General features: G+C 66.6%; 29 protein-coding genes. 7 read left to right on the forward strand and 22 right to left on the reverse strand.

The genetic code is table 11. The features are described from left to right. Nucleotides 1-109: 109 nt before the first annotated feature. Nucleotides 110-1108 (reverse strand): alpha/beta fold hydrolase, encoded by a 999-nt coding sequence (locus AMYHA_RS24725; protein ID WP_407919895.1) that lies wholly within the window; start codon nt 1106-1108, stop codon nt 110-112. A gap of 189 nt (nt 1109-1297) precedes the next feature. Between AMYHA_RS24725 and AMYHA_RS24730 the strand changes: the two genes are divergently transcribed. Continuing rightward, nucleotides 1298-1945 (forward strand): TetR/AcrR family transcriptional regulator, encoded by a 648-nt coding sequence (locus AMYHA_RS24730; protein WP_034274998.1) that lies wholly within the window; start codon nt 1298-1300, stop codon nt 1943-1945. Between the two features lie 3 nt (nt 1946-1948). On the opposite strand, the gene AMYHA_RS24735 is transcribed toward AMYHA_RS24730, so the two are convergent. From AMYHA_RS24735 to AMYHA_RS24750, 4 genes are all read right to left on the reverse strand, one after another. Then, the gene (locus AMYHA_RS24735; protein WP_034275000.1) at nt 1949-2182 is read right to left on the reverse strand and encodes a hypothetical protein; all 234 of its coding nucleotides are present in this window, start codon (nt 2180-2182) and stop codon (nt 1949-1951) included. A gap of 5 nt (nt 2183-2187) precedes the next feature. Further along, entirely contained in the window at nt 2188-3534 is a 1347-nt protein-coding gene (locus AMYHA_RS24740) for a hypothetical protein (RefSeq protein ID WP_231104887.1), read from the reverse strand. Next, on the reverse strand, nt 3531-3992 hold the full coding sequence (locus tag AMYHA_RS24745) for a cupredoxin domain-containing protein (RefSeq protein ID WP_051400274.1): 462 nt from the start codon (nt 3990-3992) through the stop codon (nt 3531-3533). The genes AMYHA_RS24740 and AMYHA_RS24745 overlap by 4 nt, the downstream gene beginning before the upstream one ends. 120 nt (nt 3993-4112) lie before the next feature. After that, nucleotides 4113-5015 (reverse strand): alpha/beta fold hydrolase, encoded by a 903-nt coding sequence (locus AMYHA_RS24750; protein ID WP_407919915.1) that lies wholly within the window; start codon nt 5013-5015, stop codon nt 4113-4115. 129 nt (nt 5016-5144) lie between these two features. Here AMYHA_RS24750 and AMYHA_RS24755 point away from each other — a divergent pair, with 129 nt between their 5' ends. Beyond that, nucleotides 5145-5906 (forward strand): TetR/AcrR family transcriptional regulator, encoded by a 762-nt coding sequence (locus tag AMYHA_RS24755; RefSeq protein ID WP_407919896.1) that lies wholly within the window; start codon nt 5145-5147, stop codon nt 5904-5906. Nucleotides 5907-6015: 109 nt separating this feature from the next. Here the strand turns inward: AMYHA_RS24755 and AMYHA_RS24760 are convergent, their stop codons facing one another. Together AMYHA_RS24760 and AMYHA_RS24765 are read right to left on the reverse strand one after the other, a co-directional pair. After that, entirely contained in the window at nt 6016-6240 is a 225-nt protein-coding gene (locus AMYHA_RS24760) for a DUF3107 domain-containing protein (RefSeq protein WP_034275004.1), read from the reverse strand. A 94-nt stretch (nt 6241-6334) separates the two neighbouring features. Then, nucleotides 6335-6997, reverse strand: a complete 663-nt coding sequence (locus AMYHA_RS24765) for a ferritin-like fold-containing protein (protein WP_034278747.1) — start codon at nt 6995-6997, stop codon at nt 6335-6337. 353 nt (nt 6998-7350) lie between these two features. Between AMYHA_RS24765 and AMYHA_RS24770 the strand changes: the two genes are divergently transcribed. From AMYHA_RS24770 to AMYHA_RS24780, 3 genes are all read left to right on the forward strand, one after another. Further along, the gene (locus AMYHA_RS24770) at nt 7351-9000 is read left to right on the forward strand and encodes a DEAD/DEAH box helicase (RefSeq protein ID WP_084037487.1); all 1650 of its coding nucleotides are present in this window, start codon (nt 7351-7353) and stop codon (nt 8998-9000) included. Between the two features lie 7 nt (nt 9001-9007). Next, complete coding sequence (locus tag AMYHA_RS24775; protein WP_051400276.1) at nt 9008-10318, forward strand: Rv3212 family protein; 1311 nt, start codon at nt 9008-9010, stop codon at nt 10316-10318. A 214-nt stretch (nt 10319-10532) separates the two neighbouring features. After that, nucleotides 10533-12629, forward strand: coding sequence for a M14 family zinc carboxypeptidase (locus tag AMYHA_RS24780; protein WP_034275006.1), 2097 nt, complete (start codon nt 10533-10535; stop codon nt 12627-12629). A gap of 150 nt (nt 12630-12779) precedes the next feature. On the opposite strand, the gene AMYHA_RS24785 is transcribed toward AMYHA_RS24780, so the two are convergent. From AMYHA_RS24785 to AMYHA_RS27480, 5 genes are all read right to left on the reverse strand, one after another. Beyond that, nucleotides 12780-13109 carry a hypothetical protein gene (locus AMYHA_RS24785; RefSeq protein WP_051400277.1) on the reverse strand — a complete coding sequence of 110 codons (330 nt, stop codon included), beginning with the start codon at nt 13107-13109 and terminating at the stop codon, nt 12780-12782. A gap of 80 nt (nt 13110-13189) precedes the next feature. Next, nucleotides 13190-13810 (reverse strand): MarC family protein, encoded by a 621-nt coding sequence (locus AMYHA_RS24790; RefSeq protein WP_034275008.1) that lies wholly within the window; start codon nt 13808-13810, stop codon nt 13190-13192. Then, nucleotides 13807-14691 carry a PHP domain-containing protein gene (locus tag AMYHA_RS24795; protein WP_034275012.1) on the reverse strand — a complete coding sequence of 295 codons (885 nt, stop codon included), beginning with the start codon at nt 14689-14691 and terminating at the stop codon, nt 13807-13809. The genes AMYHA_RS24790 and AMYHA_RS24795 overlap by 4 nt, the downstream gene beginning before the upstream one ends. Before the next feature lie 24 nt (nt 14692-14715). After that, the gene (locus AMYHA_RS24800) at nt 14716-15282 is read right to left on the reverse strand and encodes a PH domain-containing protein (RefSeq protein WP_034275014.1); all 567 of its coding nucleotides are present in this window, start codon (nt 15280-15282) and stop codon (nt 14716-14718) included. A gap of 10 nt (nt 15283-15292) precedes the next feature. Then, nucleotides 15293-15451 (reverse strand): hypothetical protein, encoded by a 159-nt coding sequence (locus AMYHA_RS27480; RefSeq protein WP_169732879.1) that lies wholly within the window; start codon nt 15449-15451, stop codon nt 15293-15295. A 148-nt stretch (nt 15452-15599) separates the two neighbouring features. Between AMYHA_RS27480 and AMYHA_RS24805 the strand changes: the two genes are divergently transcribed. After that, nucleotides 15600-16022, forward strand: coding sequence for an NUDIX hydrolase (locus AMYHA_RS24805; RefSeq protein ID WP_034275016.1), 423 nt, complete (start codon nt 15600-15602; stop codon nt 16020-16022). Between the two features lie 180 nt (nt 16023-16202). Here the strand turns inward: AMYHA_RS24805 and AMYHA_RS24810 are convergent, their stop codons facing one another. After that, nucleotides 16203-17306, reverse strand: a complete 1104-nt coding sequence (locus AMYHA_RS24810) for a DUF2332 domain-containing protein (protein ID WP_034275018.1) — start codon at nt 17304-17306, stop codon at nt 16203-16205. Beyond that, the gene (locus AMYHA_RS24815) at nt 17299-17802 is read right to left on the reverse strand and encodes a MaoC family dehydratase (RefSeq protein ID WP_034275020.1); all 504 of its coding nucleotides are present in this window, start codon (nt 17800-17802) and stop codon (nt 17299-17301) included. Before AMYHA_RS24815 ends, AMYHA_RS24810 begins: the two co-directional genes overlap by 8 nt. A 252-nt stretch (nt 17803-18054) precedes the next feature. Between AMYHA_RS24815 and corA the strand changes: the two genes are divergently transcribed. Further along, nucleotides 18055-19143: a magnesium/cobalt transporter CorA gene (gene corA / locus AMYHA_RS24820; protein WP_034275022.1), complete on the forward strand. Its 1089-nt coding sequence runs from the start codon at nt 18055-18057 to the stop codon at nt 19141-19143. A 79-nt stretch (nt 19144-19222) separates the two neighbouring features. Here corA and AMYHA_RS24825 read toward each other — a convergent pair whose 3' ends face one another. The 8 genes from AMYHA_RS24825 to AMYHA_RS24860 form a co-directional block, all read right to left on the reverse strand. Then, complete coding sequence (locus AMYHA_RS24825; protein WP_051400278.1) at nt 19223-20140, reverse strand: carbohydrate ABC transporter permease; 918 nt, start codon at nt 20138-20140, stop codon at nt 19223-19225. Next, nucleotides 20137-21117: a carbohydrate ABC transporter permease gene (locus AMYHA_RS24830; RefSeq protein ID WP_034275025.1), complete on the reverse strand. Its 981-nt coding sequence runs from the start codon at nt 21115-21117 to the stop codon at nt 20137-20139. Before AMYHA_RS24830 ends, AMYHA_RS24825 begins: the two co-directional genes overlap by 4 nt. Nucleotides 21118-21192: 75 nt before the next feature. Continuing rightward, nucleotides 21193-22494 carry an ABC transporter substrate-binding protein gene (locus tag AMYHA_RS24835; RefSeq protein ID WP_034275027.1) on the reverse strand — a complete coding sequence of 434 codons (1302 nt, stop codon included), beginning with the start codon at nt 22492-22494 and terminating at the stop codon, nt 21193-21195. An 80-nt stretch (nt 22495-22574) separates the two neighbouring features. Continuing rightward, on the reverse strand, nt 22575-23684 hold the full coding sequence (locus tag AMYHA_RS24840) for an ABC transporter ATP-binding protein (protein WP_034275029.1): 1110 nt from the start codon (nt 23682-23684) through the stop codon (nt 22575-22577). A gap of 119 nt (nt 23685-23803) precedes the next feature. Then, a complete protein-coding gene (locus AMYHA_RS24845) occupies nt 23804-24325 on the reverse strand; it encodes a general stress protein (protein ID WP_034275031.1) in 522 nt (173 codons plus the stop codon). Between the two features lie 120 nt (nt 24326-24445). Continuing rightward, a complete protein-coding gene (locus tag AMYHA_RS24850; RefSeq protein WP_034275033.1) occupies nt 24446-25642 on the reverse strand; it encodes an acyl-CoA dehydrogenase family protein in 1197 nt (398 codons plus the stop codon). Nucleotides 25643-25826: 184 nt separating this feature from the next. Then, nucleotides 25827-26009 (reverse strand): hypothetical protein, encoded by a 183-nt coding sequence (locus AMYHA_RS24855; protein WP_034275036.1) that lies wholly within the window; start codon nt 26007-26009, stop codon nt 25827-25829. Nucleotides 26010-26072: 63 nt separating this feature from the next. Further along, nucleotides 26073-26966 (reverse strand): slipin family protein, encoded by an 894-nt coding sequence (locus AMYHA_RS24860; protein ID WP_084037488.1) that lies wholly within the window; start codon nt 26964-26966, stop codon nt 26073-26075. Nucleotides 26967-26996 lie beyond the last annotated feature (30 nt).

A 26996-nucleotide genomic window follows, 5' to 3' on the forward strand; every position in this document is an offset into this window, starting at 1 on the left:
CGTCCTGTCCGCTGGTCCACGCACCAAGCGTGCCACATCCGACCTCGCCACGGTCACCGACAGGCTGGACCAGGCGAGAGTAGGCGCTCACTCAGATGGCCCAGCGCGATCACGAACCGCCAGTGCCCGCCGACCGCCACAGCTCCAGAACCGCCTGTGCCACTGCCGTGGGCCGCTCCATCTGAGCGACGTGACCCACTTCCGGCAGCATCAGCAACGTGCCGTTGCGCAACATCCTCGCGGTGCGCTGCGCCTTACGTGCCGAGATCACCTTGTCCTTGTCGCCCCACACCACGAGCGACGGCGCGGTCACCGCACGCAGCGCCGACCAGATCGAACTCGGTCCGCGCGCCAGCCAAACACGGAAGATGTCCGCGGTGCTACGGCTCATCGCGGTCATCGCCCAGGGCAGATGCAGCCGCGAGCCGTGTTCCTCAGCGAGCTCGGCCAGCCGGGACTCGGGGAACGACGACGGGTCGGCGAAGCACAGCTCGATCACCCGCTCGGCACGTTCTCGTGGTGTCAGGGCGGCGAGCTGCTTGCGGGCGGTGCGTCCGACGACTGGCAGATACGCCAGCGCCATCCGGGGATCGGACAGCCGCGACGGCAGCGGCCGCAGGTCAGGAACCGCTGGCGAGATCAGCGTCAGCGTCTTGACCAGCTCCGGCCTGCTGCCCGCGAGCAACGCCGTGATCGCGCCGCCCATGGAGTTGCCGAGCAGATGTACTGGCCCGGTACCGAGGCCCTCGATGTAACGGGCGAGCTGGTCGGTGTGCGCGGCGAGCGTGAAGTCGAAGTCAGGCTCCGGCTCGGAGAAGCCGAACCCCGGCAAGTCGACGGCGATACCGCTGCCCCACGGTGCGAGCAGTGCACCCAGGTCGGTCCAGTTCGTCGATGAGCCGCCAAGGCCGTGCACATAGACCGCGGTGTCAGCGCCGTTCCGCGACGACGCGGGCTCGGTGCGGCGGACGTGCAGCCGCACCCCGCTTGCCTCTTCATAGTCGCCAGGCCACGGCGGTAGTGTGCGGTCCAGCGGCGGCAACTCGGCGCTGAACGTGCCGACGTCGTCTCCGGGCGGCTCGGGTGAGTGGGTACCTGCTGGCGTCACGTATCAAGCATGACCCACCGAGCCCCACGACGCCCATGCCGGGCCCGGCCACGCGCTCGTGGAAGGGCACACGAAGCCAAGGCTTGCCAACCCGGTATTACCGGCGGGTAGTCTCAACCACACGCGACCGCGCACATTACGCGGCCGTGACTGGCCTGACGGGGGCCTACAAGCTACACAGGAGGAAGCATGACCGAAGCGGCGAGGCTGCCAGCAGCGAGCAGGCTCCGGCAGCTGGGTCGAGGCGTCCGGCTGCCCAAGCGCAAGCGACGCGAGCAACTGCTCGCCGTCGCACAGGACGTCTTCGCCGCCAACGGCTACCACGCCACGGCGATGGACGAGATCGCCGAGCGCGCCGGTGTCTCCAAACCCGTCCTCTACCAGCACTTCCCAGGCAAGCTCGACCTCTACAGCGCGTTGCTCGACGTCCACGTCGATGAGCTGATCGTCGCGGTCAAGGAAGCCCTCTCGTCCACAACGGATAACAAGCAGCGGGTGAAGAACGCCGTCGGCGCGTTCTACGACTTCGTCAACAGCGAGACCGGCGCGTACCGGATGGTGTTCGAGTCGGACCTGCGGGGCGAGCCAGCGGTACAGGCCGCCGTCGACCGCGCGACCGAGGCCCCGGTCGACGCCATCACGAAGACCATCACCTCGGACGCGGGCCTGAGCGAGGACAAGGCGCGGCTACTCGCGTCCGGACTCGTCGGGCTGAGCCAAGTAAGCGCGCGGTACTGGCTGGACAACCACAACTCGATCAGCCGCGACGACGCCGTCTCGTTGATAGCGACCCTGGCGTGGCGCGGCATCGGCGCGGGGTTCCCGCTGCAGCCGTGACGGCTACTCGCCGGGCTTCTCGCGGCCTTCCCGCCTGGTCCCGGCGTCGGCGTCGCCCTGCACGTCGTCCTGGTCCTCGTCCTCATCATCGGGTGGCGCCTGCTTGCGCGCGACGACGATCAACACGCCGATGATGATCAGCGGGCCGAGTACGAGCACGATCTCGTCCCAGCCGCCCTGATGCATCAGGATGACGCGCTCTGCCAGGGTCTGTGTCGTCGTCTCTGCCGGCGCCATTTCGCTCACACTCCCGCGACGAGGGCGATACCCGTTGCGGTGTAGGCGACCATCACTGCGAGCATCGGGTACTGTCCCACCTTCACATATTTCGGTCGTAACACGCCGATCGCCCTGTCGTGCGCCGACGTCACGCCGAGAATGTGACCGACCACGATGCCCGCGACCTGCACGAACGCGATGGTGGCCGCACCAACGACGGTGTAGTCGATGCTGGCCTCAGCCGTGCCGAACAGATCCCAGCCGAGCCCGAACGGGTCCGACGCGAGCAACAGTCCCGCCTGGCCCTGGAACACGGCGAACGAGAAGTAATGCGCGACGGTGTAGCCGATCATGATCGGCACGAGCGAGTGCGCGAACGCGCTGTACGGCTCGAATGCCTGCCCGTCGGAGTTCCTACGCAGGTACGGTCGTGTCAACCAGATGCCGCCGGTGTAGATGCCCGCGATCGCGATGATCGCACCGGCCAGCCCAGCCGTGCCGAGCAGCGCCAGCATGACGCCTTTCGAGCCCTCGGTGACGTCGCCCCACAGCGGCAACCGGGTGAGCCCGTCGAACGCCGTCGAGCCGAGCACGACAAGCACTACCGGCGTCAGTCCCTCCGAGCGCTGGATCGTCAACAGCCCGTCAAGCGGGTTGCGCACGACCAGTGCGCCGTCGTCGCGCCGCCCGAACGGCGACAGCGCCGCGATCAGCCCGAAATAGACTTCGAACGACTCGCCGTGGTCGAACCACTTGCGACCGAACACCGACCCTGCCGCGACGTGCACCAGCACGTAGGCGGTGACGAACACGGCGATAGCGCGCGGCGAGTCCGACTCGCCATAGACGAGCTCAAGCCACAAGAACGCCAGCAGCCCGACCGTGGCGGGCCAGTAGCCGACCCGCTCCGGCAGCGCGCGCCGCCAGCGTCCGCCATCCCGCAATGGGGGCAGCGCACGCAGACCCGCGGCCAGCGTGCGCAGTGGATTGAGCCGCCGCCAGATTGGGCCAAGTGCCAGCGACAGCGGCACCAGCGCCACCCAGAACCACACGTAGAACCAGGTCGCGGCGGGGTTGGAGGCCGAGCTGTCTGTACCGAACCATGCGGTCGCCAGCAACAGCGCGAGCAACAGCACGCCGATGAGCTGGAGCAGGACGCGGGTGGCCCGCGCGTCGACAACGCGGGCGATACCCGCTGGCAGCGGCGTACCGGCCCGCGACCCGCGCAGCTTCGGCTCCGTCCAGAGCGCCGCCAGCGCGAAAAACGACACCAGCACCGCGAGGACACCGGCGAACAGCGCCAGCCACGTCGGCACCGGCAGGTCGGCCCTGCCGCCGAGGCCATGCGCGAGGATCGCCTCGCTCGTCACGGCGTCACCCTGAGCTCGGTGAGCAGGTTGCCGCTGTCGTGCAGCTCGATCTCCCACACACCCGCGATACCGGCCTCGAACTCCAGCGTCGCGGGTTCGCCCGGCGTCAGGGCGACCGTCTTGTTGTAGCCGTGGACGTGCAGTTCATCGGCGGTGTCCGAGGTGACGTCGATGGCGACCGTCTCGCCGACGGCGACCTCGATCCGCTCGGGGCCAGCCACCCGCTCGCCACCTTCGACGGTGAAGCTCACCGCGTCAGAGCCGGTCTCTGCTGAGTCACCCGCGCCCTCAGCGTCCTCGCTGGCGTGTGGGGCGGTCGACGTCGTGGCGGCGTCCGCGGCGTTCTCGTCGCCGGAATCGGCCGTGCCGCACCCCGTCAGCACCAGCGTCAGGGCAGCGAAGATGGCAACAATGTCCATGCCTCGGACCTGCGAGCAGTCCTCGGTGTGTTTGAGCATGGTTTCCCCTCGTCTGAGCGTCGCTGTTTTCGACTGTCCGGGGCCACTAGCGTCCCCTGCGGCAGCATGAGAACTACCCCCGGTACCTGATGCGGACCGAGGGTAGCCTTACCCAGCGCGTCAGCGCGTGGGAATCGCCCTGTACAGCAACGAAAGTATCCTCGCGTTGACCTCGACTGAGCGTTCGTACATCAGCATGTGGCCCGCGCCCGGGTAAAGCACGAAGTCAGTCGCGGGCAACTCGTCCGCGATCACCTTGGCGTGTGCGACGGGGCAGAGCCGGTCCCGGTCACCAACGAGCACCACGGTCGGCTTGTTCCGCAGCGCGCCGAGGGCGACGCGCCGGTCGTGGGCGAAGATCGCGTCCATGAACCCGCCGATGCTGGCCGGGTGCGCGCCGAGCGACTGCCGCACGGTCTCGATGACGTGCTCGCGCCGTGCCTTCTTGCCGAACACCAGCCAGCGCGCGGCCGGGGTGAGTAGCCGGGGGTTACCGGGGAGGGTGCCCTTCTTACGGCGTTCGAGCAACGAGCGCAGCACCGGTTCGACGCGCGGCACCGACCGACCGAGCGCACCCTTGAGGCCGAGGCTGATGCGGTGCATATCGCCGGACGACGTCGCGACGAACGCGATGCCCGCGATCCGCGACTCCACCAGCGACGGGTGCCGCTCGGCGAGCGCCATCAGCGTCATGCCGCCCATGGAGTGCCCGACGAGCACGATCCGGCCCGTCGGTACGACGCCATCGATGACCTCGGCGAGGTCATCGGCGAGTTGCTCCAGCGTCCGGGTACCGGAGCGGGCTGGCGCTGAGCCGCCGTGACCTCGGTGGTCGTAGCGAACCACCCGCACGTCGTCCGGCATCGCGGCGGCCGCGATGTCCCAGCAGGTGCTGTCCTGAGTCCAGCCGTGCACGAACAGCACGGTGGCAGGGGCGTCCGCCGGGCCAGTGTCCCTGACGTGCAGGGCTGTGCCGTCACTTGTCACGAACCGGTCGCCGCTGCCAGTATCAGCAGTCACCATGTCCTGTCGTTCGGATACCGTCGATCCCATCGAGCCGCGCTGCTCAATGATGCTCACGTGCACCACCGTTTTCGTCGATCCTCAACCTGTAACCGATGGTAACGGTTACCAATTGGTAGCATGAAGTCCATGCCCGACCGTGTCAAGAGCAGCAGCAAGCAGCCTGCAAGCACCGGCGACGCCCGTCGTGACCGGTGGAAGCAGCACCGCATCGCGCGCCGCGCGGAATTCGTCGAGGCTGCGCTGCGTGCGCTCGACAAACACGGGACCGACTTCGGCATGGAGGATGTCGCCGCTGAGGCGGGCGTCACAAAGCCGGTGCTCTACCGACACTTCACCGATAAGGCTGACCTACATCTCGCACTCGGGCAGTACGGCACGAAGATCCTTTTCAACCGGCTGATGCCCGCGCTGAACGACGAGTTGGCGCCGGTGCCGAGGATCCGCAGCGTCATCAACGCCTTCTTCACCACGATCGACGAATACCCGAACCTCTACCGGCTGCTGGTGCACCCCAGCCACTCCGGCGACCGGCTGCCGGACTCCGACATCGTGCATGAGGACAAGGAGATGATCGCGACGTCGGTCACCGCCGTCCTCGGCGACTACATGCGGGCGTTCGGACTGGACTCCGGGGCAGCGGAGCCGTGGGCGCACGGCGTCGTCGGCCTGGTGCAGAACATCGGCGCATGGTGGCTTGACCGCCGGTCCATGGGCCGCGACAGCATCGTGGAGTACACCACCGAGATCATTTGGGGCGCGATCGACGGCATCCTGCGGCAGAAGGGCGTCGTGGTCGAGCCGAACAAGCCGCTGGAGATCAACAAGGTGGTGCGCATGCGCAACGTCTGGAGCGAGGCCGAGCGCAAGGCAACCGGCGAGGGCGCCTGAGCGGCTCCCCGCACACGACCGTCACGACAAGGCAGCGCGAACGGCCCCAGACACGCCCGCGGGGCTTGGCGCACCATTCAGCGCGCCAGGCCCCGTGGCAAACAGACGTCTAGCTGGCGAAGCCGACCTTGCGCGCGTCGGACGGCGCGATCTCGACGTAGGCGATCCGACCGGAGGGCACCAGGTACCTGCGGCCCTTGTCGTCGGTCAGCCGGAGGAGGCCGTCGTCGGAGTCGAGCGCCTTCGAGATCAACGCATCCACCTCGTCCGGCGTCTGACTACTCGACACGACGAGCTCGCGGGGAGTCTCCTGAATGCCGATCTTGATCTCCACGCGCGTCCTCCTGGTTCGCGATTGGTTCCTTCTCGCCGCAAGGCTATCCCACCCCGATAGCCGCGGCGTGCTTGCCGGGCCCGTCGTTCGGCGGTTACCCCAACCCGAGCGCCTGCATCCGCTTGTGCTGCTTCTGTTGCAACCGCCGGAGCAGGCCGGCGATTCCCGAGAGGTCACCCGTGCCGGTCACGATCAACTCCGCGAGGCCATCTCGCTCGGCGACGACGTACTGTGCCTGAGTCAGCGCCTCGCCGAGCAGCCTGCGACCCCACAACGCGAGCCGGTCCCTGACCGTCGAATCCGCCGCGATGGCCTGCGCGACTTCGCGCTCCGCGAACGCCGAGTGCCCGGTGTCCGACAACACCGCGAGCACCAACTCCCTGGTCGGCTCGTCCAGCCAGGTGGCGACCTCCCGGTAAAGATCGGCCGCGAGCCCATCCCCCACATACGCCTTGACCAGCGACTCCAGCCATGACTTCGGCGCCGTCGACGCGTGGAAGGCGTCGATGTGGCTCATGAACGGCGCCATCGCGTCCTCGACGTCGACCCCGCGCTCAGCGAGATGCCGCTCCAGCATCGTGTAGTGGCCGATCTCGGCGGCTGCCATCGACGCGAGCGCGGCCCTGCCAGCCAGCGTCGGCGCGGTTCGCGCGTCCTCCGCCATCCGGTCGAATGCCGACAACTCGCCATAAGCGAGCACGCCGAGCAGATCAACGACCCCCGCGCTCACCGATTCCTGACTGCTGACTTCGCGCACGTCACCCACCTCTACCACTTTAGGGTGTCGTCGCTCATCATGTGCATGGCCTGCGCGTCAGGTCAGAAGAAGATGCGCTACCTCACCGAATCGCTGACAGCGGAACCGCACCAGGTAGACTACGTAGTGATGACCATCGCATCGCCTCCGCGAGATGGTCGCAGGGTGCGCATCGGCCAAGTTTCGACGGCAACGATTCCACCCGGCCGGGAACCGAATCACGCATCTAAGACTTTGAACCCGGCTGACCGTGTTTCCACGGGCGCGCTCCGCGTGGAGGCTGGTGCGAGGAAGTGTGCGCGCACACCTTGGATCCCAGTGCGGTTCCCCACAACATCGACTGTGCGCGCTGGATGAGAGAGGCGATCACGCTGACAACCGAGACCAACCACGACGACGCACTAGATCCGGTGACACTCGAACATAGCGAAGCAGGGGTTCCCGACACCGACCCGTCGCACCCGCTGCAGGCAGGCGCCCCGGTCAAGCCGGAGGCGCCGCTCTTCACCGACTTCGACATCCGTCCGGAGATCGTGCGTTCCATCAACGAAGCGGGCATCGAGCGCACCTTCGCGATCCAGGAGATGACGCTGCCGCTCGCCCTCAAGGGCGAGGACATCATCGGCCAGGCCCGCACCGGTACCGGCAAGACGCTCGGCTTCGGCGTCCCGATACTGCAGCGGCTCACCCTTCCGGGTGATGGCACGCCGCAGGCGCTCGTGGTCGTGCCGACCCGCGAGCTGTGCCTGCAGGTCACCCACGACCTGCACGACGCGGGCAAGCACCTTGGTGTGCGCACGCTCTCCATCTACGGCGGCAGGCCGTACGAGCCGCAGATCGAGGCGCTGCGCACCGGCGTCGACCTGGTGATCGGCACCCCTGGCAGGCTGCTCGACCTCGCCGAACAGCGCCATCTCGTGCTGGGCAAGATCAACGCTCTGGTGCTCGACGAGGCCGACGAGATGCTCGACCTCGGCTTCCTGCCCGACATCGAGCGCATCCTGCGGATGGTGCCCGAGCGGCGGCAGACCATGCTGTTCTCGGCGACCATGCCCGGCCCGATCCTCACGCTGGCGAGGACGTTCCTGCACCAGCCGACGCACATCCGCGCCGAGCAGGTCGACGACACCGCGATCCACGAGCGGACCGCGCAGTTCGTCTACCGCGCGCACGCGCTCGACAAGGCGGAGATGGTCGCGCGGGCACTGCAGGCCGAGGGCCGAGGCAGGACGATGATCTTCACCCGCACCAAGCGCACCGCGCAGAAGGTGGCCGACGACCTCACCGAACGCGGTTTCGCCGCTGGCGCGGTGCACGGCGACCTCGGCCAGGGCGCGCGGGAGCAGGCGTTGCGGGCGTTCCGGTCAGCCAAGATCGACGTTCTCGTCGCCACCGACGTCGCGGCGCGCGGTATCGACGTCACCGACGTCACGCACGTCATCAACTACCAGACGCCGGACGATGAGAAGACCTACGTGCACCGGATCGGCCGCACCGGCCGCGCGGGTAAGACCGGTGTCGCGATCACGCTGGTGGACTGGGACGAGACGCCGCGGTGGAAGCTGATCTCGGACGCGCTGAACCTCGGCGCCGACGAGCCGCCAGAGACATACTCGACATCGCCGCACCTGTTCGCGGACCTGGGCATCCCCCAGGACGCGACCGGCAGGCTGCCGCTGTCGGAGCGTAAGCGCGCTGGCCTCGCCGCGGAGCAGGAAGAGGACTTCGGCGGCAAGCGCAAGTCCAGTTCGTCGCAGTCCCGGTCCTCGCAGCAGCGCACGCCGCGCAAGCGCACGCGGAGTGGGGCGCGGTCGACGTCGTCCGGCGAGTCGACGTCGACGAGCACGCAGAACAGCTCTGGCCCGAAGCAGGAAGGCCCCAGCCACGGCTCGGCCGATGGTCAGCGCGGCAACAGGCGGCGCAGGACACGCGGCGGTCGCGGGCGCGGTCGCAGCACCAACGGCGCGGGCAACGCCAAGGCCAGCGACACCAGCAGCCAGTGAGCACGCGGTGAGTTCTGCCAGCAGGAACGAGCCACCGAACGGGGGCAGCAAGCCGACTCGGCGCTCACCGTGGACGAGCACCCGCGACAGGGCCATCGCAGTCATTCTCACGCTCGCCGTGGTCGGTGCCGGCCTGCTGATATGGCTCACCAGTGACAGCAGGGCGACCCACGCCGAGACGGCTGACGGCGCCCCTACCCCACCGGCCGCGCCGAGCGAGGTGCCGGACGGCCTCGAGGAAGTCTGGCGAGCGCCGAGCGCGGCGACGCCGAGGCCGGTCACCGACGGCGCGTCCGTCGTGACCGGCGATGGCGGCGCGGTCATCGGGCGCGATCCGCTGACCGGACGGGAGCGCTGGCGTTACGAGCGCGACCGTGAGCTGTGCACGGTGTCAGACGCGTGGTCGACGGCGATGGCGCTGTACGCGAGGCACAGCGCCGCCGGTAACTGGTGTAGCGAGGTCACCCAGCTCGATATGGGCACCGGCGAGCGCACCGCGCAGCGCAATGGCAACGCCGAGCTGGGCACCCAGCTGATCGATGATGGCTCGCACGCCGTCACGACCGGCAAGAACCTGCTCAACGTCTGGTCGCAGAACCTGGTCCGCACCATGGAGTACGGCGAAGTGCCAGCGCCAGTCGAACCTGGTCGGCAGCCTCGGCCCGGCTGCGACTACGGCTCGGTGGCCGTCTCGTCTGGCAAGATCGGCGTGATCGAGCGTTGCGACGACGACGCCACCGACCGGCTCACGGTGTTCGGCACCACCAACACCGTGGACGGCGAGACCAAGAGCGATCAGCCCAAGGTGTTCTTCACGACGCTGCTGGACAGCGAGAACGCCAGGGTGGTCGCGCTCGTCGACCGGCACGAGTCCGCCGAGAGCGACTACCTCGTCGCCGTGGCGTTCGGCGACGCCAAGAAGCTCGCCGTCTACGACGCCGACGGCAACAAGACAGCCCAGTACGCGCTCGACCTGCCCGCCGCCGCGTTGACCAGCGACCCTGAGGGCCGCGTCGAGCCAATCGCGCGCACCGGCAGCGGCCTGTACTGGTCCACCGGCGCGAGCACCATCGCGCTCGACGCCGGCGACCTGCGGCCGCGTTGGACGCTGCACGGCACCACCGGCACCGGAACGATGTTCGCCGGTGAGCTAGTGCTGCCGGTCAGGGGCGGGCTCGCGGTGATCGACGAGAAGTCCGGCGAAGTGGAGCGGACGCTCTTCGTCGAAAGGGGCGATCACGACGGCCCTACCCGCCTCGCCACGGCGGGTCCGGTCCTGCTTGAGCAACGCGGCGCGACGCTGGTTGCGCTGCGGTAGATACGTATCGGCTTTCGTAGTTTCCCGGCTTCGCGCGATGTGACGGAGCTGACAGTGTTCACGCTGCGCCCGGTTCGCTACCTCGCACCATTCCTGCAGCCGAGGGTCTGGCGAACCGGGCGCCCAACGACGAATTCCGTATCCGATTTCATGTTTGAGTCGTTGGTGTCCTGAACGCTTCCGCATAACCTGCGAAGAAACGAAGGGGATCTCCATGGGTGGAATTTCCAGACCGGTGCGTGCCGCGCTGACGGCGGTGGCCGCGGCGGCCATCGCCGTCACGATGATTGACACCGGACAGGCGCCTGCGCACGCGACGACGTCGGACTTCCCGGTGCAGCTCGTCACCGTCGACACGCCGACACGCGCGGACAAGGAACTGCTGCAAACCCTCGGGCTCGACCTGACCGAACACGCCGGTCACGACTTCATCGAGGTCGTGCTGCACAGCGCCGAGGAAGAGGACGCGCTCCGTGAAGCCGGTCTGACCTGGGACGTCCGCATTTCCGACCTGGCGATGCGCACCGCGGAAGTCAATCAGATCAACGAGGAGTACGCGGCGTCGACCGAGGAGTCACCGCTGCCGAGCGGCCGGACGACGTATCGCACACTGGCCGATTACAACACCGACATGACGAAGCTGGCCGAGATGCGGCCGGACATCGTCAAGGAATTCGAGCTGCCGCACACCTCACTCGAGGGCAAGACCGTGCGCGGCATCGAGATCAGCCGCGACGTCCACGAAGCGGAGGACGGCAGGCCGGTGTTCGCCATCATGGGCCTGCATCACGCGCGCGAATGGCCATCCGGCGAGTTGACCATGGAGTTCGCCTACGACCTCGTCACCAACTACGGCAGCGACCAGCGGATCACCAACCTGCTCGACAAGGCCCGCGTGCTGGTCGTCCCGGTGACCAACCCGGACGGCTTCGAGAAGTCGATCAACGACGGCCTGCTGCTCGACCTGCGTGAGCTGGACGACGGTGGACTGGTGTCGATCCTCGGCACGCCGGGCAACGCCTACAAGCGCAAGAACTGCCGCATGCTCGACGGCCAGGAGCCACTGGCTGGCGAGTGTGCCGCGGCGACGAGCAACGGCGGCTTCGGCGTCGGCATCGACACCAACCGCAACTACGGCGGCCTGTGGGGTGGCCCTGGTGCGGGCACGGAGTTCTTCGGGCCGACCTACCGGGGACCGGCACCGTTCTCCGAGCCAGAAACGCAGAACATCCGCGAGATGGTCAGCAGCAAGCAGGTGACCACGCTGATCACCAACCACACGTTCTCGAACCTGGTGCTGCGGCCCAACGGCGTCAAGCCGGACACCATCGGCCCGGACGGCAACCCGATCGGGCAGCCGCACGACGAGGAAGCCATGAAGGCGCTCGGCGCGAAGATGGCCGCGCAGAACGGCTACCGCAACATCCACGGCTGGGAGCTCTACGACACCACCGGCACCACGGAGGACTGGTCGTACAACGCCACCGGCGGCTTCGGCTACACCTTCGAGATCGGTGAGCACGAGTTCCACCCGCCCTACCCTGAGGTCGTCGACGAGTACGTCGGCGCGGGCGAGCACGAGGGCAAGGGCAATCGGGAGGCGTTCCTGATCGCGCTGGAGAACGCCATCGACCCGCAGGCGCACTCGGTCATCGCGGGCAAGGCACCGGCCGGTGCGACGCTGCGGCTGACGAAGTCGTTCGCGACGCCGACCTGGGAGTCGTCCATTTCGGACACGATCGAGACGACGATGCGGGTCGGTGAGAAGGGCAAGTTCGAATGGCACGTCAACCCGTCGACGCGGCCGATCGTGATGGACAGGCAGTACGAGGTGCTGGCCGAGGAGCCGCTGCGCTCGGAGAGCTTCGAGGGCACCACTCCGGCGCCGACCGAGCACGTCGACCACGAGTTCACCGTGACGGAGTCCGATGTGGACCTGCTTGAGGTGAAGCTGGACTGGGCGACGCCGGACGACATGGACCTCGAGGTCTACTACCGCGAGGCCGACGGCAGCCTCACCCAGGTCGCCTCGTCCGGTCAGTTCGTCGGCGAGAAAGAGCGGGCGCTGGTGCAGCAGCCGCAGCAGGGCACCTACGTGTTCCGCGTGATCAACTACGCCTCGACGGCGCCGAGCTACACGGTGACCGGCTCGCTGTACGCGACCGAATCGGAGACCGTGCCGAGGCAGCTGATCGAGAACTACACGCTGACCTGCGAGAAGGACGGCCAGGTGCTGGAGCAGATCCCGGTCGTCGTCGACCGGGGCCAGCAGGTGAAGGCGAAGCTGCGCGACTGCCTCTCCCGCTGGTGATCACCGAAGGCCATCGGCACACTGCCCCTCGGTGTGCCGATGGCCTTCGGCAACCGCAACGTGGATCTTGATGCGTTGTGGCGATACGGATCGCCACAACGCATCAAGATCCACGTCATCTCGGCACGACGGCGCCGCCGCTACGACGTCCTACGACAGCCAGAACCACCAGAGCGTGATCGTGGCGATCGTCAGCGCGCCGACCACGCCGATGAAGGCCAGCAGGCCCCGTGTCCGATCCGCCAGGACCGCCGCGGCGACGGCGAAGACGGCGGCGACGACGTGACCCGCCAGGACCACGCCGCCAGGACCACGCACACCGAACTCCGGCGCGAACGCCGTCAGCGCGAACAACGCGATAGCGAGCAGCATGAGCCCCGCGGACACGGCGCCAGCCAAGCCGCGCCAGAACCCGCCCGCACGGACATCGCCCTGCGGCTCATACATCGGCCACTCCCGCTCGGCCGTCATCGCACCCATTCCCCGCTCCACCCCCATCCGGTTCGGCACGCAAGCGTAACGGCCCCCGTGACGCCTCCGGCACGGGCACGCCGACGACTCTAGCCGCCCGCGATGAACCCGCGCACCGAATCGGCGACAAGCTGCACAGCGATCGCGGCGAGCAGCAGACCCGCGACCTTCGCGACCAGCGTGATGCCGCTTTCCTTGATCAGCCGGATCACCACGCTCGCGTACCGCAGGGACAGGAACAGTGCCAGGTGCACCAGCAGGATCGCCGCCGCGATGGCGAGGTACGCGCCGATGTCGCCACTGGCCTCCCGCACGAACACGATGGTCGCCGCGATCGCGCCAGGCCCGGCGAGCAGCGGCGTGCCGAGCGGCACCAGCGCGACGTTGACGTCTTCTGCCGCCTCCGGTGTCGCGCTCTCCCGTCCGGTCAGCAGGTCGAGCGCGACCAGCAACAGCAACAGCCCGCCGGCGCCCTGCAGTGCGGGAATACCGATACCGAGGTAGGTCAGGATCGCCTGGCCTGCTACCGCGAAAACCGTGATGACCAGCAACGACACCAACACTGCCTGCCGGGCCGCCTTCGCCCGTGCCGACGGGGCACGCCGCCCGGTGAGGCTGAGGAACACCGGAACCGTGCCGGTCGGATCCATGATGACCAGCAACGTGACCGTCGCCGACAGGAAGACGCCGGCGTCGAAGTACTCGCTCACCCGGCCACCCCCGCCACGATCTCACAGCCGCTCGCTCGCGAGACCAGGTCGACGAACACGTCGGGATCGGTCGTCTCCGCGCCGATCGGGATGTCCTTGTTCGTGCCGTGGTAGTCGCTGGACCCGGTGGGCAGCAGGTCCAGCTCATCCGCGAGCGCCCGCAGCTTCTCACGGGTCGGCTGATCGTGGTTGGGGTGGGCGACCTCGATGCCGGTGAGCCCGTGCGCGGCCATCTCCGCGATGGTCGACAGGCTCACCGTCGGCCCGCGCTCGTACGCGAGCGGATGCGCGAGCACGGTGACACCGCCCGCGTCGTTGATCATGTCGATTGCCCGCATCACGGGCGTGTCGCCGCGCGGCACGTAGTATCCCCGCCCGCTGCCGAGGTAGGTCGCGAACGCCTCGTCGACGCTGCGCGCCAGGCCCGCGTCCACCAGTGCCCGCGCCAGGTGCGGACGTCCGGCCGGCGCGTCGGCTGGCAGCGCGCCGAGCAGTTCGTCGGGATCGATGGGGACGCCATCCTCGGCCATCCGCTCCGCCATCCACCGCAGCCTGCTGCGCCGCTCCGCGCGGAGTCTGCTTTGCTCCGCGACGACGCTCTCGGCGTCCGGATCGAACAGGTACGCGAGCAAGTGCACGCTGATCGGCCTGCCTCTGCCGTTGTCGGACACGCAGGACAACTCGGCGCCGGGCACGAGCGTCATGCCGACAGGCAACGCCGCGCTGGCCTCCCGCCAGCCCGCCGTGGTGTCGTGGTCGGTGATCGCGAGGACGTCGAGACCGGCGTCAGCGGCGGCACCAACCAGCGCTGTCGGACTGTCGGTGCCGTCGGACGCGGTGGAGTGCGTATGCAGGTCGATGCGAAGACTCACAACGACCAGTGTCGCTGATGCGGTCCCGTGCTATCACTTCACGGCACGCTTACCCCGCGCCGCCCGCTGCGCCTTGATCATCGAGAACCGCTCGGCCTGGGCTTTCTTGTCGCCGAAGACCAGTTCCGAGATGGTGTCGTAGAACTGTTCCGGTTTGGGCAAGTAGTCGATGTGATTCAGAGCTTGGATCTGACCGGCCGACTCGACGATGATGGTGCCGTAGCCCAGCATCCTGCCGGCAGCGGTCCGCTTGTAGGTGAGGTCGGTGACCTTGCTAATGGGCATCATCAAGACTTTCGTCGTGAAAATGCCCTTGGTCATGATGAACCGTTTGTCGGTGACGACGAGAGTCTCGACCCACCACTCCATCACGATCCAGATGAACCGCAGGATGACCAGCAACGCCGCGTACCAGAGCACGTTCTGCAGCACCCACAGCGATGGGGGCAGCAGATACGACACCATCACCGCGATGGCGAGCAGGGCAGCCGTCTCGAAGCTGTCCCACAGCAGCGTGGCCCAGTGCCGTCTGATCCTGATCACACGGCGTTCGGTATCGAGCAGATACTCGTCCGGATCGCGCGGCGCGAAGAGACTCAATGCGACACCGTTAGGCTTGGAACACGTTGCTGACGAATGTGATCAGCGACTCGGCTGCGTCTCTGAGCATGCCGAGAATGTTCTGTACGAGGGCGGCTGAAGTTCCTGGCTGCGTGATGACGAAAAACAGCACGAGTAAGGTACCGGCCACGATGGCCAACTTCTTCACGTCCACGACGATCAGACCCCGTCTCTCCGTAGTACCTGTGGGCTAACCACTATTCGTTGTACCGCACTGAGCGCTGAGAACCGAGCAAAGTCCCGCGCTTGGGGCAGCACTCAACGGATATGCTACCGAACAACTACTCTCTGTGGCTATGCCTCGTGAGCAATCCATGGTCCGTTGTGTTGGCGGCATCGTCCACGATGCCACCGGCAGGATCCTGCTGGTGCGGCGGGGCCATCCCCCGGCGACCGGCAAATGGTCGCTGCCAGGCGGCAGGCTGCTCGCGGGTGAGTCGCTGACCGACGCTGTGGTTCGTGAGCTGCGAGAAGAGACCGGACTGACGGTCCAGCCACGCTCGCTTGCCGGGATCGTCACACGCGGCCGGTACGAGATCCATGACTACTTCTGCACGGTCGTCACCGGTGCGCTGCGAGCCGGTGACGACGCCGCCGACGCGCGATGGATTGACCGGGATGACTACGACGCTCTCGACCGAAATGACGACCTCGTCGACGGGCTGACCACAACGCTACGTAACTGGCGGGCGCTCCCGACCGGACCACGACCGACCTGAACGGCCCTGCGGCCGGCCTGCGATCACGACACTGTGGTGCTTCTCACGCCACCGAGTGTCGCCATTTCGTGTGACAGGACGAGTTCTGCCGGGCGTAGCTGGCGGGATACACATGGTCGTGACCCGACGAACACCGAGTGACGCGGCGCGCGGAGGTCGACGCCGGCCGGCCAGCGCGCCTCAGTCGAGCCAGGCCATCCGGCCACCGTGCAGGTCGGTGGTAGCCAGCACCGTCACGTCGGGCTTGCCGCCAGACCAGCTTGCGATGCTGAGCACCCCGAACCGCGACTGTCCCGCCCCCGGCGTCAGATCGTCGCGGCCGGGCAACACCTCGGCGAGGCCCACGTCGTATGGCTCGTGGCTGACCCACCACAGCGGGCGCTGCTCGGCCAACGCCGCCAGCGCCGCGACGTACGCCGTGCGGCCCTGCGCGCCCATGTGCGCCATGGTGTTGCTGTTCATGACCACCAACGGCGCGTCGGACGGCAACCGTTCCGCCACCGAGGCGAGGTCGGTCGCGCCGTCACCGGCGACGACCTCCTGCGGGTTCTTGGCCTGGGCAGCCGCGGCGGTACGCAGCAGCCGGACGCGTTCCGGCTGGTCGGCCCAGATGCAGGCGTCCAGCCAGGCCAGCTCATCCTCGTCGGAGAGGTCCACCGGCGCGGGGTCGAGTCCCAGGCGCTCGCCGAGCGGCAGCTTCTTCCTCGGCCCGCTGAACCCTGGCCCTTCGACCGCGCAGTGCAACCCGACGGCGGTCTTGGTCGGTCCTGCCGTGAACTGCTCGCCGCCGTCGCAGTGGTAGCGGTAGCCGAACTTGTCCAGTCCGAGCAACAGCCCAGCACACGCGCCGACCTCGATGAGGCCAAGCGTGCCCTTGGCCTGCTTCGCCACCACGCTCAACGCCGGATACAGCAGCGTCGCGCGCTGGACGTCGTTATTGCGGACGGTGCACGACGTCAGCAGCTCCCGTGCCCGATCGGCGCGCTCCAGCAGGAAGGTGCGGAACATCGGCCAGGTCTCCGCGTCGACGCCGTCGAACCCGCCGAGCGTCGGGTAATACCTGGTCAACGGGTGGATCGGGTCGGCCTGCAGCAGCCGGTGCGCCACCGCGAGCAGCAGCTCGCCGTCCGGCTCGGGCGCGTCAGCGAGCAGGCCAGCGACCTCGTCGTCTTCTGCTGCCTTGCTGGCGAGGTGGGTGTACAGCGGCGAGGCCCCCTCGGCACGGCCGGCGAAGTCCGCCAGGCCGCGCCGAGCCGCCTCGAGGCTGTGAGCTGGGCTATTCATGGGGCACTGGGCGCCCGGGCTGCTCGCCACCGCGCGCATCGCCGTAGGACTGCTTGGGCACCATGACCTTGCGCCGGAACACGCAGACGACCGTGCCGTCCTGGTTGTACCCGCGGGTCTCGACGTACACGACGCCCCGGTCGTCCTTGGACTTCGACGGCGTCTTGTCCAGCACCTCGGTCTCGCCGTAGATGGTGTCGCCGTGGAACGTCGGCTTGACGTGCTTGAGCGACTCCACCTCGAGGTTGGCGATGGCCTTGCCGGAGACGTCAGCGACGGACATGCCGAGCAGCAACGAGTAGATGTAGTTGCCGACGACGACGTTCTTGCCAAAGTCGGTGGTCTCGGCCGCGTAGTGGCTGTCCATGTGCAGCGGATGGTGGTTCATGGTGAGTAGGCAAAACAGGTGGTCGTCGTACTCGGTCACCGTCTTGCCAGGCCAGTGCTTGTACACCGCGCCGACCTCGAACTCCTCGAAATAGCGGCCGAACTGCACTCTCGCTCCTCCTTGTGTCGCGCGAGCAACGTCCGTGCGAAGATCACACGGGGTCACCCGCTGTCGGCACCCGCCTGTCTCTGCCAGACATCATGCACTGTGGCAGGAGTAGGCTCGATGATCGGTGCCCATGAAATGCCGAAGAGACCGAAAGCGGGCCGACGAGATACCGTCGCTGGCCTAGGCGTCGGGACGTTTTCGGTCACCGTGGTATTTGCCGACACAGTAACGAGGAGTGCGGTTGGAGGGAGTATGGCGGCGATTCGTCCGTTCGGCGGCCTGCGCGGTCGCGGTTACGGCCGGTCACGAACACCCGCGCGGCAGCCGGATCCCGTCCCGCTCTCCGCGTCCGTCGTTGACTGCGGGGTCTATGTCGACGGCGAGCGACTCCCTGGCAAGTGGGCGCACGGTGACGCGATCGCCGAAGCCCGTGCGCGGGACAACGCGTTCGTCTGGATCGGGCTACACGAACCGGACTCCGCACAAATCCAGGGCATAGCGGATAACTTCGGTCTGCACGAGCTGGCCGTCGAGGATGCGGTCCACGCGCATCAGCGCCCCAAGCTCGACCGCTACGAAGACACGCTGTTCATGGTGCTCAAGACGGTGCGCTACATCGCGCACGAGTCCCCGACGACGGCCAACGAGATCGTCGAGACCGGCGAGCTGATGGCCTTTCTCGGCAAGGACTTCATCGTGACGGTGCGTCACGGCCAGCACTCCGGGCTTGCCCGGCTGCGCAGGGAACTGGACAACGACCCCGAACGGCTGCGACTCGGACCGTCGTCGGTGCTGCACGCCATCGCGGACACCGTCGTCGACCACTACCTCGACGTTTCAGAGCGCATCGAGCACGACATCGACGATATGGAAGCCGAGGTGTTCGCGCCGAGGTCGCTGGTCACCGCGGAGCAGATTTACCTGATGAAGCGCGAGGTGCTGGAACTGCGGCGGGCAGTACTACCGCTGGCCACCCCACTGCGGCGACTGGCCGAGGGCTACAGCCGCCTCGTGCCGGAGGACGTGCGCTCGTACTTCCGCGACGTCGACGATCACCTCACCACGGTGTCCGAGCGCATCGGCAGCGCGAACGAACTGCTGACCACGCTGGTTGACGCCACGGTCGCGAAGATCTCACTGCAGCAGAACGTCGACATGCGCAAGATCACCGCGTGGGCGGCGATGTTCGCCGTGCCAACCGCGATCGCGGGGATCTACGGGATGAACTTCGAGTACATGCCCGAACTGCAATGGCGCTACGGCTACCCCGCTGTGCTCATCGGCATCGCGATGTTCTGCTACCTGCTGTTCCGCGTCTTCCGCAGAAACCACTGGTTGTAGCACGGCCGGGACACACCTGCCGACAGCCGACCGAGGATCAGCCCGGCCGCTGTCGGCAGGTGCACCGTCGAGGAGACGGCTATCCCTTCACCGAGCCCGCGGTGAGGCCACGGACGAAGTAGCGCTGCAGCGAAAGGAACACGATCATCGGCACGATCATCGTGATGAACGCCGCCGCCGTGAGCAGATGCCAGTCCGAGCCAAGCGTGCCGACCAGCGTGCTCAGGTTGACCGTCACGACCTCGTTATCGCCCGGGCCGAGGAAGATCAGCGCGACGAGCAGGTCGTTCCACACCCACAGGAACTGAAAGATCGCATACGCCGCCAGCGCGGGGGTGGACATCGGGATGATCAGCCGCCAGAACGTGACGAAGTGGCTGGCGCCGTCGACCTTCGCCGACTCGATGACCTCGCCTGGCAGCCCTTCCATGTAGTTGCGCAGCAGATACACCGCGAGCGGCATCCCGAAAGCTGCGTGGGCGAGCCACACCGCGGGGAACGTCCCGACGATGCCGATCTCGCCGAAGATCTGCAGCAGCGGGATGAACGCGACCTGCAGCGGGACCACAAGCAGGCCGACCAGCACGATGAAGAAGACGTCCCTGCCGGGAAACTTCATGAACGTGAACGCGTACGCCGCGAAGGCCGCGACCAGAATCGGAATCACCGTGGCGGGAATGGTGACGACGAGGCTGTTCAAGAAGGCATTGCCCATGCCTCTGGCCGTGAACACCTCTTCGTAGTTCTGCGCTGTCCACTGCGTGAAGTCGAGCGGCGAGGACAGCACGCTCCACCAGCCGGAGTTCGACACGACCTCCGGCTCCCGGCCCGAGGTCACCAGCAGCCCGATCGTGGGGATCGTCCACACCAGCACCATGACCAGCAGGGCGATCCGGACGATGATCGTGCTGACGCCGCGACGCGGCTTGCCGCCGCTTGGCTTCGCCGGGGGTTCGGGCTCGGTTTCCGGTGCGAGCGGCGGTGTCGTCGTGGTCATCGCGTCGCCTCCATCTGCCGGAACTGGCGCACCTGGTAGATCATCACGGGGATCACCGCGATCAGCAGCATCACCACGATGGCCGATGCTCTGCCGTCCCTGCCAAAGTTGATCAGCTCGGTGATGAACCGGTTACCGATGACGTCGGTGTTGAACCGGCCACCGGTCATGACATAGATGATGTCGAAGATCTTCAGGGTCAGGATCAGTACGGTGACGAACACCGTGATCACGGTCGACCAGATCTGCGGCACCACGACCTGGAAGAAGGTCTGCACCTCGGACGCGCCGTCGATCCTTGCCGCCTCCACCGTCTCCGTCGGCACGTTCTTGATCGCCGCGGACAGCAGCACCATGGCGAACCCGGTCTGCAGCCAGATCATGATCACCATGAGCAGGAACGAGTTCAGCCGGAACGAGTCGGACTGAATCCACGCGACCGGATCACCGCCGAAGAACGTCCACACCGCGTTCAGCAGCCCGATCTGCGCCCTGCCTTCCGGCTCGAAGGCGTAGACGAACCGCCAGATCGTGCTCGCGCCAACGAAGCTGATCGCCATCGGCAGGAAGATGAACGACTTCACGGTGTTCTCGCCACGCGTCGACAGCTGGTCGGCGAGCACCGCGACGATCAACCCGGCGACCACCACGCCAGCGGGCACCACGATCAGCCACAGCAGGTTGTTGAACAATGCGTTGAGGAACGACGACTCGGCGAGCAATTCGACATAGTTCGCCAGTCCGACGAACTCCTCGCCGTCGTCGTCGAAGAAGCTCAGATACGCCGTCCGCAACGCCGGGTACACCAGGAAGATCGTGACGAACACGATCGCGGGCCCGATGAAGATGTACGGCTTGATCCGGTCTTCCCACCGGCCGGGTAACCGCTCAACCAGCCAGTTCAGGATCAGATACAGCGCGAATCCCCCGCCCACTCCGGCGAGGATCGCCAGCAGCGCGTTGATCGCCTTGAGCATCGTCTCGCTACCTTCCCGCCAGTGGCGGGGCGCCGGGCTACCTCACCCGGCGCCCCGCACAGGCAGCCGCGCTGGTCAGCTACTCGGCCAGCTCTCGTCGATGTCGGACAACACGGCGTCGAGGTCCTTCCGGCCGCCGATCCAGTCGACCATTCCGGTCCAGAAGCTGCCGGTGCCCACCTCGGCAGGCATCAGGTCGGAACCGTCAAACCGGAACACGTCCGCCTCGTTGACCTGAGTCGCGATCTCCTTGGTGACCTCGTCCGGGTACTTCTCGACGTCGAACGTCGTGTGCGGCGAGAGGATGCCGCCCGCCTCGTAGCGCGGTGTGCCGAACTTGTCGGAGATCAGGTACTCCATGACCTTGACCGCGTTCTCGTTCTCCGAGTTCAGCAGCGCGGCGAAGTTACCGCTGCCGAGGATCGGCGTGCCGTCGAAGCCATCCTCGACCGGCGGCAGCACGAACACGCCCGCGTTCTCATCAAGGTTCTCCTGCACCTTGTCCGGGAAGAAGCTGGTAATGAAGCTCGCCTGCCGGTGCAGGTAGCACCCCGGCGGGTCCTCGAACATTCGCTCCGACGACTCACCGAACGGGGTGTTGACGATGGCCTTCCCGCCACCTTGCACATTGCCCTCGGTCAGCATGACCTCGCCCATGGTCTCCGCCGCCTCGGTGATCTCCGGGCTGCTGAACTTCAGCTCCCCGTTGACCCACTGGTCGTAGGCGTCCGGACCAGCGGTACGCAGCACGTAGTCCTCCAGCCAGTCGGTCGCCGGCCAGCCGGTGTCCGGCCCGGACTCGATGCCGATGCACCACGGCGTATCGCCGTCGTCCTTGATCTGCTCGGTCAGGTCGAGCAGCTCCTGGTGCGTGGTCGGCACCTCGTAGCCCGCCTTCTCGAACGGCTCCTTCGGATACCAGACGAGGCTCTTCGGCGCCTGGTCGATCGGCGCACCGTAGACCTTGCCGTCCTTGGTCGCCGAGTCGAGGAAGCCGGGGATCAGCGTCTCCCTTGCCTCGTCAAGACCGACGTCGACGTCGTCGAGCGGGGTGATGTCGCTGGACATGTCCAGCAGCAGCCCCGGCTGTGGGTACAGGGCGATGTCCGGCGCGTCGCCGCCGCGTACCCTGCTCCGGATGATCGTGGTGAAGTCACGGGATGGCTGGTACTCGACGTCGACGCCAGTCGCTTCCTTGATCTCCGCGACCGCATCCTCGACGAGCTTGGCCTCCTCCGTTCCGGTGATGCCACCGAAGATCTGGACCGACTGCCCCCCGTCGCCGTCGTCCCCTTGTTCCGCGCCGAGGCACCCGCTCAGCACGAGGGAGCTGGCGAACACAAGTGCGCCGAGCCTCAGTGTGTTTCGTGATCGCATACGCGCTCCTTCTCTTGCTCCAACCCGCGGTACTTCCGAAGCGGGTGCGTCATGGCTGGGCTCTTGACCTAGCCGTCGTGTTACGTCGGCAACCGGTCACCGGTCGCCACGGAGAAGACATGCCGCTGATCGGGGCGGATTCTGAGATTGATCGTGTCGCCCTTCGCTGGCACATCGCGCGGCTCGACCCGTGCGATGATGTCGGGGGAGGACATCTCCGCCCCAGCCGGATCGGTGAGCGCACCGTAGACGTAGGCTTCCGCGCCCAATTCCTCGATGACGTTGACGACGACCTCGAATGACTGGTCGGTACCCGCGGGTACCACGTCAAGGGACTCCGGCCGGAACCCGACGGTGACCCGGTCCGCGGCGTCCTCGGTCGCGATGGCATCGAGGGTGACACGGGGCAGCGGGACCGTCGCCTGGCCGATGCGAGCGCCACCGCCGGCGATCGGCAGGTCCCCGATGTTCATCGCGGGCGAGCCGATGAATCCCGCGACGAAGACGTTCTCCGGATGTTCGTACAGCTCACGCGGGGTATCGACCTGCATCAACCTGCCCTTGTCGAGCACACACACCCGGTCGCCCATCGTCATAGCCTCGACCTGGTCGTGGGTGACGTAAACCGTGGTGACGCCTAGTCGCCGTTGCAGCGCCGCGATCTGGGTGCGGGTTGACACCCGCAGCTTGGCGTCCAAGTTAGACAGTGGCTCGTCCATGAGGAACACCTGCGGCTCGCGCACGATCGCGCGTCCCATCGCGACCCGCTGCCGCTGCCCGCCGGAGAGCGCCTTGGGTTTGCGGTCGAGGTACTGCTCAAGATCGAGCAGCTTCGCCGCCTCAGCGACCCGACGCTTGATCTCTGGCTTCTTCTCCCTGGCGATCTTGAGCGCGAAGCCCATGTTGTCCGCGACGCTCATGTGCGGGTAGAGGGCGTAGCTCTGGAACACCATCGCGATGTCGCGATCCTTTGGGGACAGCCCACTGACATCACGGTCACCGATGCGGATGGCGCCTTCACTGACCTCTTCCAGACCGGCGAGCATGCGCAGCGACGTCGACTTGCCGCAGCCCGATGGGCCGACAAGCACCAAAAACTCCCCGTCGTCGATCGACAGGTCGAGTGTGTCCACGGCGCGTACTCCGCCCGAGTACACACACGACGCTTTGTCGTAGGTCACCGGCGCCATCGCCAGCCTCCTCTTCGTTGAGGTTGCCAACAAATAGTGAGCCGGAACCATACTCCTGCCCGCAAGACTTGTGGACAGACGCGAGCCTGACCGATTAAGACTCGTGACCTTCGTGCTCCTTACGGAGTAGAAGGCGGCGCTGACTGGTTCGACTGGCCTAGTGCGAGTCGCGCGAGCAGATCCCTGCCACGCTCGGCGTTACGCGGCAGGCACAAGACGTCATAGCGGCCGGCGACGAGCTGACTCGTTGAGCTGAACGACCGCTTGCTCTTGGTCATGCCGAAGTTCGCGGCGGCGAGCACGATGCCGAACACGGTGCCAGCGGCGATGCCGAACACGATCGGCCCGTAGACCAGCCCCTCCCCCTCGCTGAACAAGCTCAGCAGCAGTCCCATGAGCAGGCCGAACCACGCGCCGGGCACCGCGCCTGCCGCGAGCACTTTGCCCCAGGTCAGCTTCGCCATCACACGCTCGACCAGCATCAGGTCGACGCCGACGATCGTGACGTCGGAGATCGGGAAGTCGTCACCGGCGAGGTAGTCGACAGCGCGTTGCGCCTCTTCGTAGGTGGGGTAACAGCCGATCGGCCAGCCGCTCGGCGGGGTTGGCAGCTTCGGCTGCCCCCCTTGGCGCGCGGACATCGAAAACGGACTCGTCACGTGATCACCTCTCGTGAACAGGCCACAGCACCATCCTGCCAAATCCGGACATCAATGGCGCTGTAGCTTGCCACGGAGGTGATTACCGCGTTCGGCGCGGCCTCAGCCTTTCGAGCGGTAGTCCCGGAGCAGGCCGCGGCTAATGATCGTCTTCTGGATCTCGCTGGTGCCCTCACCGATGAGCAGGAACGGCGCCTCGCGCATCAGCCGTTCGATCTCGTACTCCTTGGAGTAGCCGTAGCCGCCGTGAATGCGGAACGACTCCTGGGTGACCTCGGCGCAGTACTCCGATGCGATCAGTTTGGCCATGCCTGCCTCGACATCGTTGCGCGCGCCGGAGTCCTTTAGTCGCGCGGCGTTGACCATCATCAGGTGGGCGGCTTCGACCTTGGTGCCCATCTCGGCCAGCTTGAACGCGATCGCCTGGTGCTCGGCGATCGGCTTGCCGAACGTCTTGCGCTGCTGGGCGTACTCAGCGGCCAGCTCGAACGCCCTGATCGCGATGCCACACGCCCGCGCGGCGACGTTGACCCTGCCGACCTCGACACCGTCCATCATCTGCGCGAAACCCTTGCCGGGCGCGCCACCCAGCACGGCATCCCCACCGATGCGGTAGCCGTCGAACACGGCCTCGGTCGTGTCGACACCCTTGTAGCCCATCTTGTCGAGCTTGCCGGGGATGGTCAGGCCCGGCGCCACCTCGCCGAAGCCCTCCGGCTTCTCCACCAGGAAGGTGGTGAGGTTCTTGTGCGCCTTGTCGGCGCCCTCGTCCGTCTTGACCAGCAGCGCGATCAAGTTCGACGTGCCACCGTTGGTCAGCCACATCTTGCTGCCGTCGATCACGTAGTCGTCACCATCAGCCTTGGCGCGGGTCTTGATCGCGGCGACGTCCGAGCCGAGATCCGGCTCCGACATCGAAAAGGAGCCCCGGATCTCGCCGGTGGCCATCTTCGGCAGGTAGTACTGCTTCTGCGCCTCCGTGCCGTGTTGTTTGATCATGTGCGCCACGATGAAGTGGGTGTTGATCACGCCGGAGACGCTCATCCAGCCACGCGCGATCTGCTCGACGACCAGCGCGTACGTCAGCAACGACTCGCCGAGACCGCCGTACTCCTCGGGAATGGTGAGGCCGAACAGCCCCATCTCCTTCATGCCCTCGACGATCTCGCTCGGGTAGGTGTCCGCGTGCTCAAGCTCCTGCGCGTGCGGAATGATCTCCTTGTCCACGAAGTCACGGACAGTCGCCAGGATCTCCGACTGCACATCGGTCAATCCGGCGGTCTGGGCAAGGCGGGCCATCGGCGCTCCTCTTGAGCTCGCGGGCGGGTGGTTACCCAGCAGTATCCAACGGATGATGCCCGCCTTGCCAGTGTGACGGCGGCAACGCCTTTCTGCTCGGCCGCCCTTCGGGTAGCTGGCCGCGGTTTCGGGAAGCCGGGCTGCCCTACTCAGCTGTTACCTGGTCAGCTCGGTGTGGTCGCCATCAGCTCGCGAGCAGTTCGAGTTCGGCACCACACTCACGGCAGCTCGTCGCGAGAATATAGACGTTCTCACCGCAGTCCTCGCACGCCCGAAAACTGCGTGCGAGCAACGAGTCGGGACCGCTGTCGTCGCCGAACCAGATCTCCCGAACTCGATCTTGCAGGCTGGCAAAACGCTTTCGCATAGCCCCAGCATCACTCGACCAGGTATGCCCAGCGCAAGTTCTGTTCGTTATCTGTGTGTTACTTCACCGTGGACGTTCTGTCTCTTGATCATCTTTAGCGGTTGTTTCCGCAGGTAGTTGCCCATCGAGCGATTCGACTTCAGACGTTTCAGTTTTGTGCTCGCCCTCACCCTGAGATTTCGGTTGCATCCCTTTTCGCGTCACGGTGCTGGCTTCGAGGAAACGCAATAGCTCGACCGGGAACGGCAACACCAGTGTCGAGTTCTTCTCCGCGGCGACTTCCACCACAGTTTCCAGCAAACGCAATTGCAGCGCGGCGGGAGTATTCGCCATACGCTCCGCCGCTTGCGCCAGCTTCTCCGACGCCTGCAGCTCGCCCTCGGCGGAAATCACCCTGCCCCGGCGTTCCCGTTCGGCCTCGGCCTGCCGCGACATCGCGCGCTTCATCGCTTCTGGCAGCGCGACGTCCTTGATCTCCACCCGATCGATGTGAATCCCCCACCCGACGGCGGGACTGTCGATCATGATCTCCAGGCCCTCGTTGAGCCGCTGCCGGTTCGACAGCAGGTCATCGAGGCTGCTTTCCCCGATGATCCGGCGCAAGCTGGACTGCGCGACCTGCAGCATCGCGAAGCGGTAGTTCTCCACCCCAACGATGGCCTGCACCGGGTCGATGACCTTGAAGTACACGACGGCGTCCACCCGCACCGTCACGTTGTCCCTGGTGATGCCGTCCTGACCAGGCACAGGCAGCGTCACCACCTGCATGTTCACTTTCCGCATGTGGTCGACGCCAGGGACAATGAACTTCAGGCCCGGCTCCCTCGGCGCCCGGTGGACCCTGCCGAAGCGCAGCACGAGCCCTCGTTCGTACTGCCGCACCACCCGCAGACCCGCGCCGACGTAACCAACCGCCGCCAGCACGAGGGCGAGCACGACGTAGAGCACGATCTCCATTCGGATCACCCGGGTTCGATGCTACGCCGC

Source organism: Haloechinothrix halophila YIM 93223 (genome assembly GCF_000504245.1).
In the GTDB taxonomy this organism is placed as follows: Bacteria; Actinomycetota; Actinomycetes; order Mycobacteriales; family Pseudonocardiaceae; genus Haloechinothrix_A; species Haloechinothrix_A halophila.

Excerpts from the sequence above, each read along its gene's own strand:
- AMYHA_RS24750 (WP_407919915.1), bottom strand. The coding sequence starts at position 5,015 with ATGGTGACTGCTGATACTGGCAGCGGCGACCGGTTCGTGACAAGTGAC.
- AMYHA_RS24840 (WP_034275029.1), bottom strand. The coding sequence starts at position 23,684 with ATGGCGCCGGTGACCTACGACAAAGCGTCGTGTGTGTACTCGGGCGGA.
- AMYHA_RS24780 (WP_034275006.1), top strand. The coding sequence starts at position 10,533 with ATGGGTGGAATTTCCAGACCGGTGCGTGCCGCGCTGACGGCGGTGGCC.
- corA (WP_034275022.1), top strand. The coding sequence starts at position 18,055 with ATGGCGGCGATTCGTCCGTTCGGCGGCCTGCGCGGTCGCGGTTACGGC.
- AMYHA_RS24730 (WP_034274998.1), top strand. The coding sequence starts at position 1,298 with ATGACCGAAGCGGCGAGGCTGCCAGCAGCGAGCAGGCTCCGGCAGCTG.
- AMYHA_RS24745 (WP_051400274.1), bottom strand. The coding sequence starts at position 3,992 with ATGCTCAAACACACCGAGGACTGCTCGCAGGTCCGAGGCATGGACATT.
- AMYHA_RS24825 (WP_051400278.1), bottom strand. The coding sequence starts at position 20,140 with ATGACCACGACGACACCGCCGCTCGCACCGGAAACCGAGCCCGAACCC.
- AMYHA_RS24830 (WP_034275025.1), bottom strand. The coding sequence starts at position 21,117 with ATGCTCAAGGCGATCAACGCGCTGCTGGCGATCCTCGCCGGAGTGGGC.
- AMYHA_RS24735 (WP_034275000.1), bottom strand. The coding sequence starts at position 2,182 with ATGGCGCCGGCAGAGACGACGACACAGACCCTGGCAGAGCGCGTCATC.
- AMYHA_RS24785 (WP_051400277.1), bottom strand. The coding sequence starts at position 13,109 with ATGGGTGCGATGACGGCCGAGCGGGAGTGGCCGATGTATGAGCCGCAG.
- AMYHA_RS24855 (WP_034275036.1), bottom strand. The coding sequence starts at position 26,009 with ATGCGAAAGCGTTTTGCCAGCCTGCAAGATCGAGTTCGGGAGATCTGG.
- AMYHA_RS24770 (WP_084037487.1), top strand. The coding sequence starts at position 7,351 with ATGAGAGAGGCGATCACGCTGACAACCGAGACCAACCACGACGACGCA.
- AMYHA_RS24835 (WP_034275027.1), bottom strand. The coding sequence starts at position 22,494 with ATGCGATCACGAAACACACTGAGGCTCGGCGCACTTGTGTTCGCCAGC.
- AMYHA_RS24805 (WP_034275016.1), top strand. The coding sequence starts at position 15,600 with ATGCCTCGTGAGCAATCCATGGTCCGTTGTGTTGGCGGCATCGTCCAC.
- AMYHA_RS24845 (WP_034275031.1), bottom strand. The coding sequence starts at position 24,325 with ATGTCCGCGCGCCAAGGGGGGCAGCCGAAGCTGCCAACCCCGCCGAGC.
- AMYHA_RS24755 (WP_407919896.1), top strand. The coding sequence starts at position 5,145 with ATGCCCGACCGTGTCAAGAGCAGCAGCAAGCAGCCTGCAAGCACCGGC.
- AMYHA_RS24810 (WP_034275018.1), bottom strand. The coding sequence starts at position 17,306 with ATGAATAGCCCAGCTCACAGCCTCGAGGCGGCTCGGCGCGGCCTGGCG.
- AMYHA_RS24860 (WP_084037488.1), bottom strand. The coding sequence starts at position 26,966 with ATGGAGATCGTGCTCTACGTCGTGCTCGCCCTCGTGCTGGCGGCGGTT.
- AMYHA_RS24850 (WP_034275033.1), bottom strand. The coding sequence starts at position 25,642 with ATGGCCCGCCTTGCCCAGACCGCCGGATTGACCGATGTGCAGTCGGAG.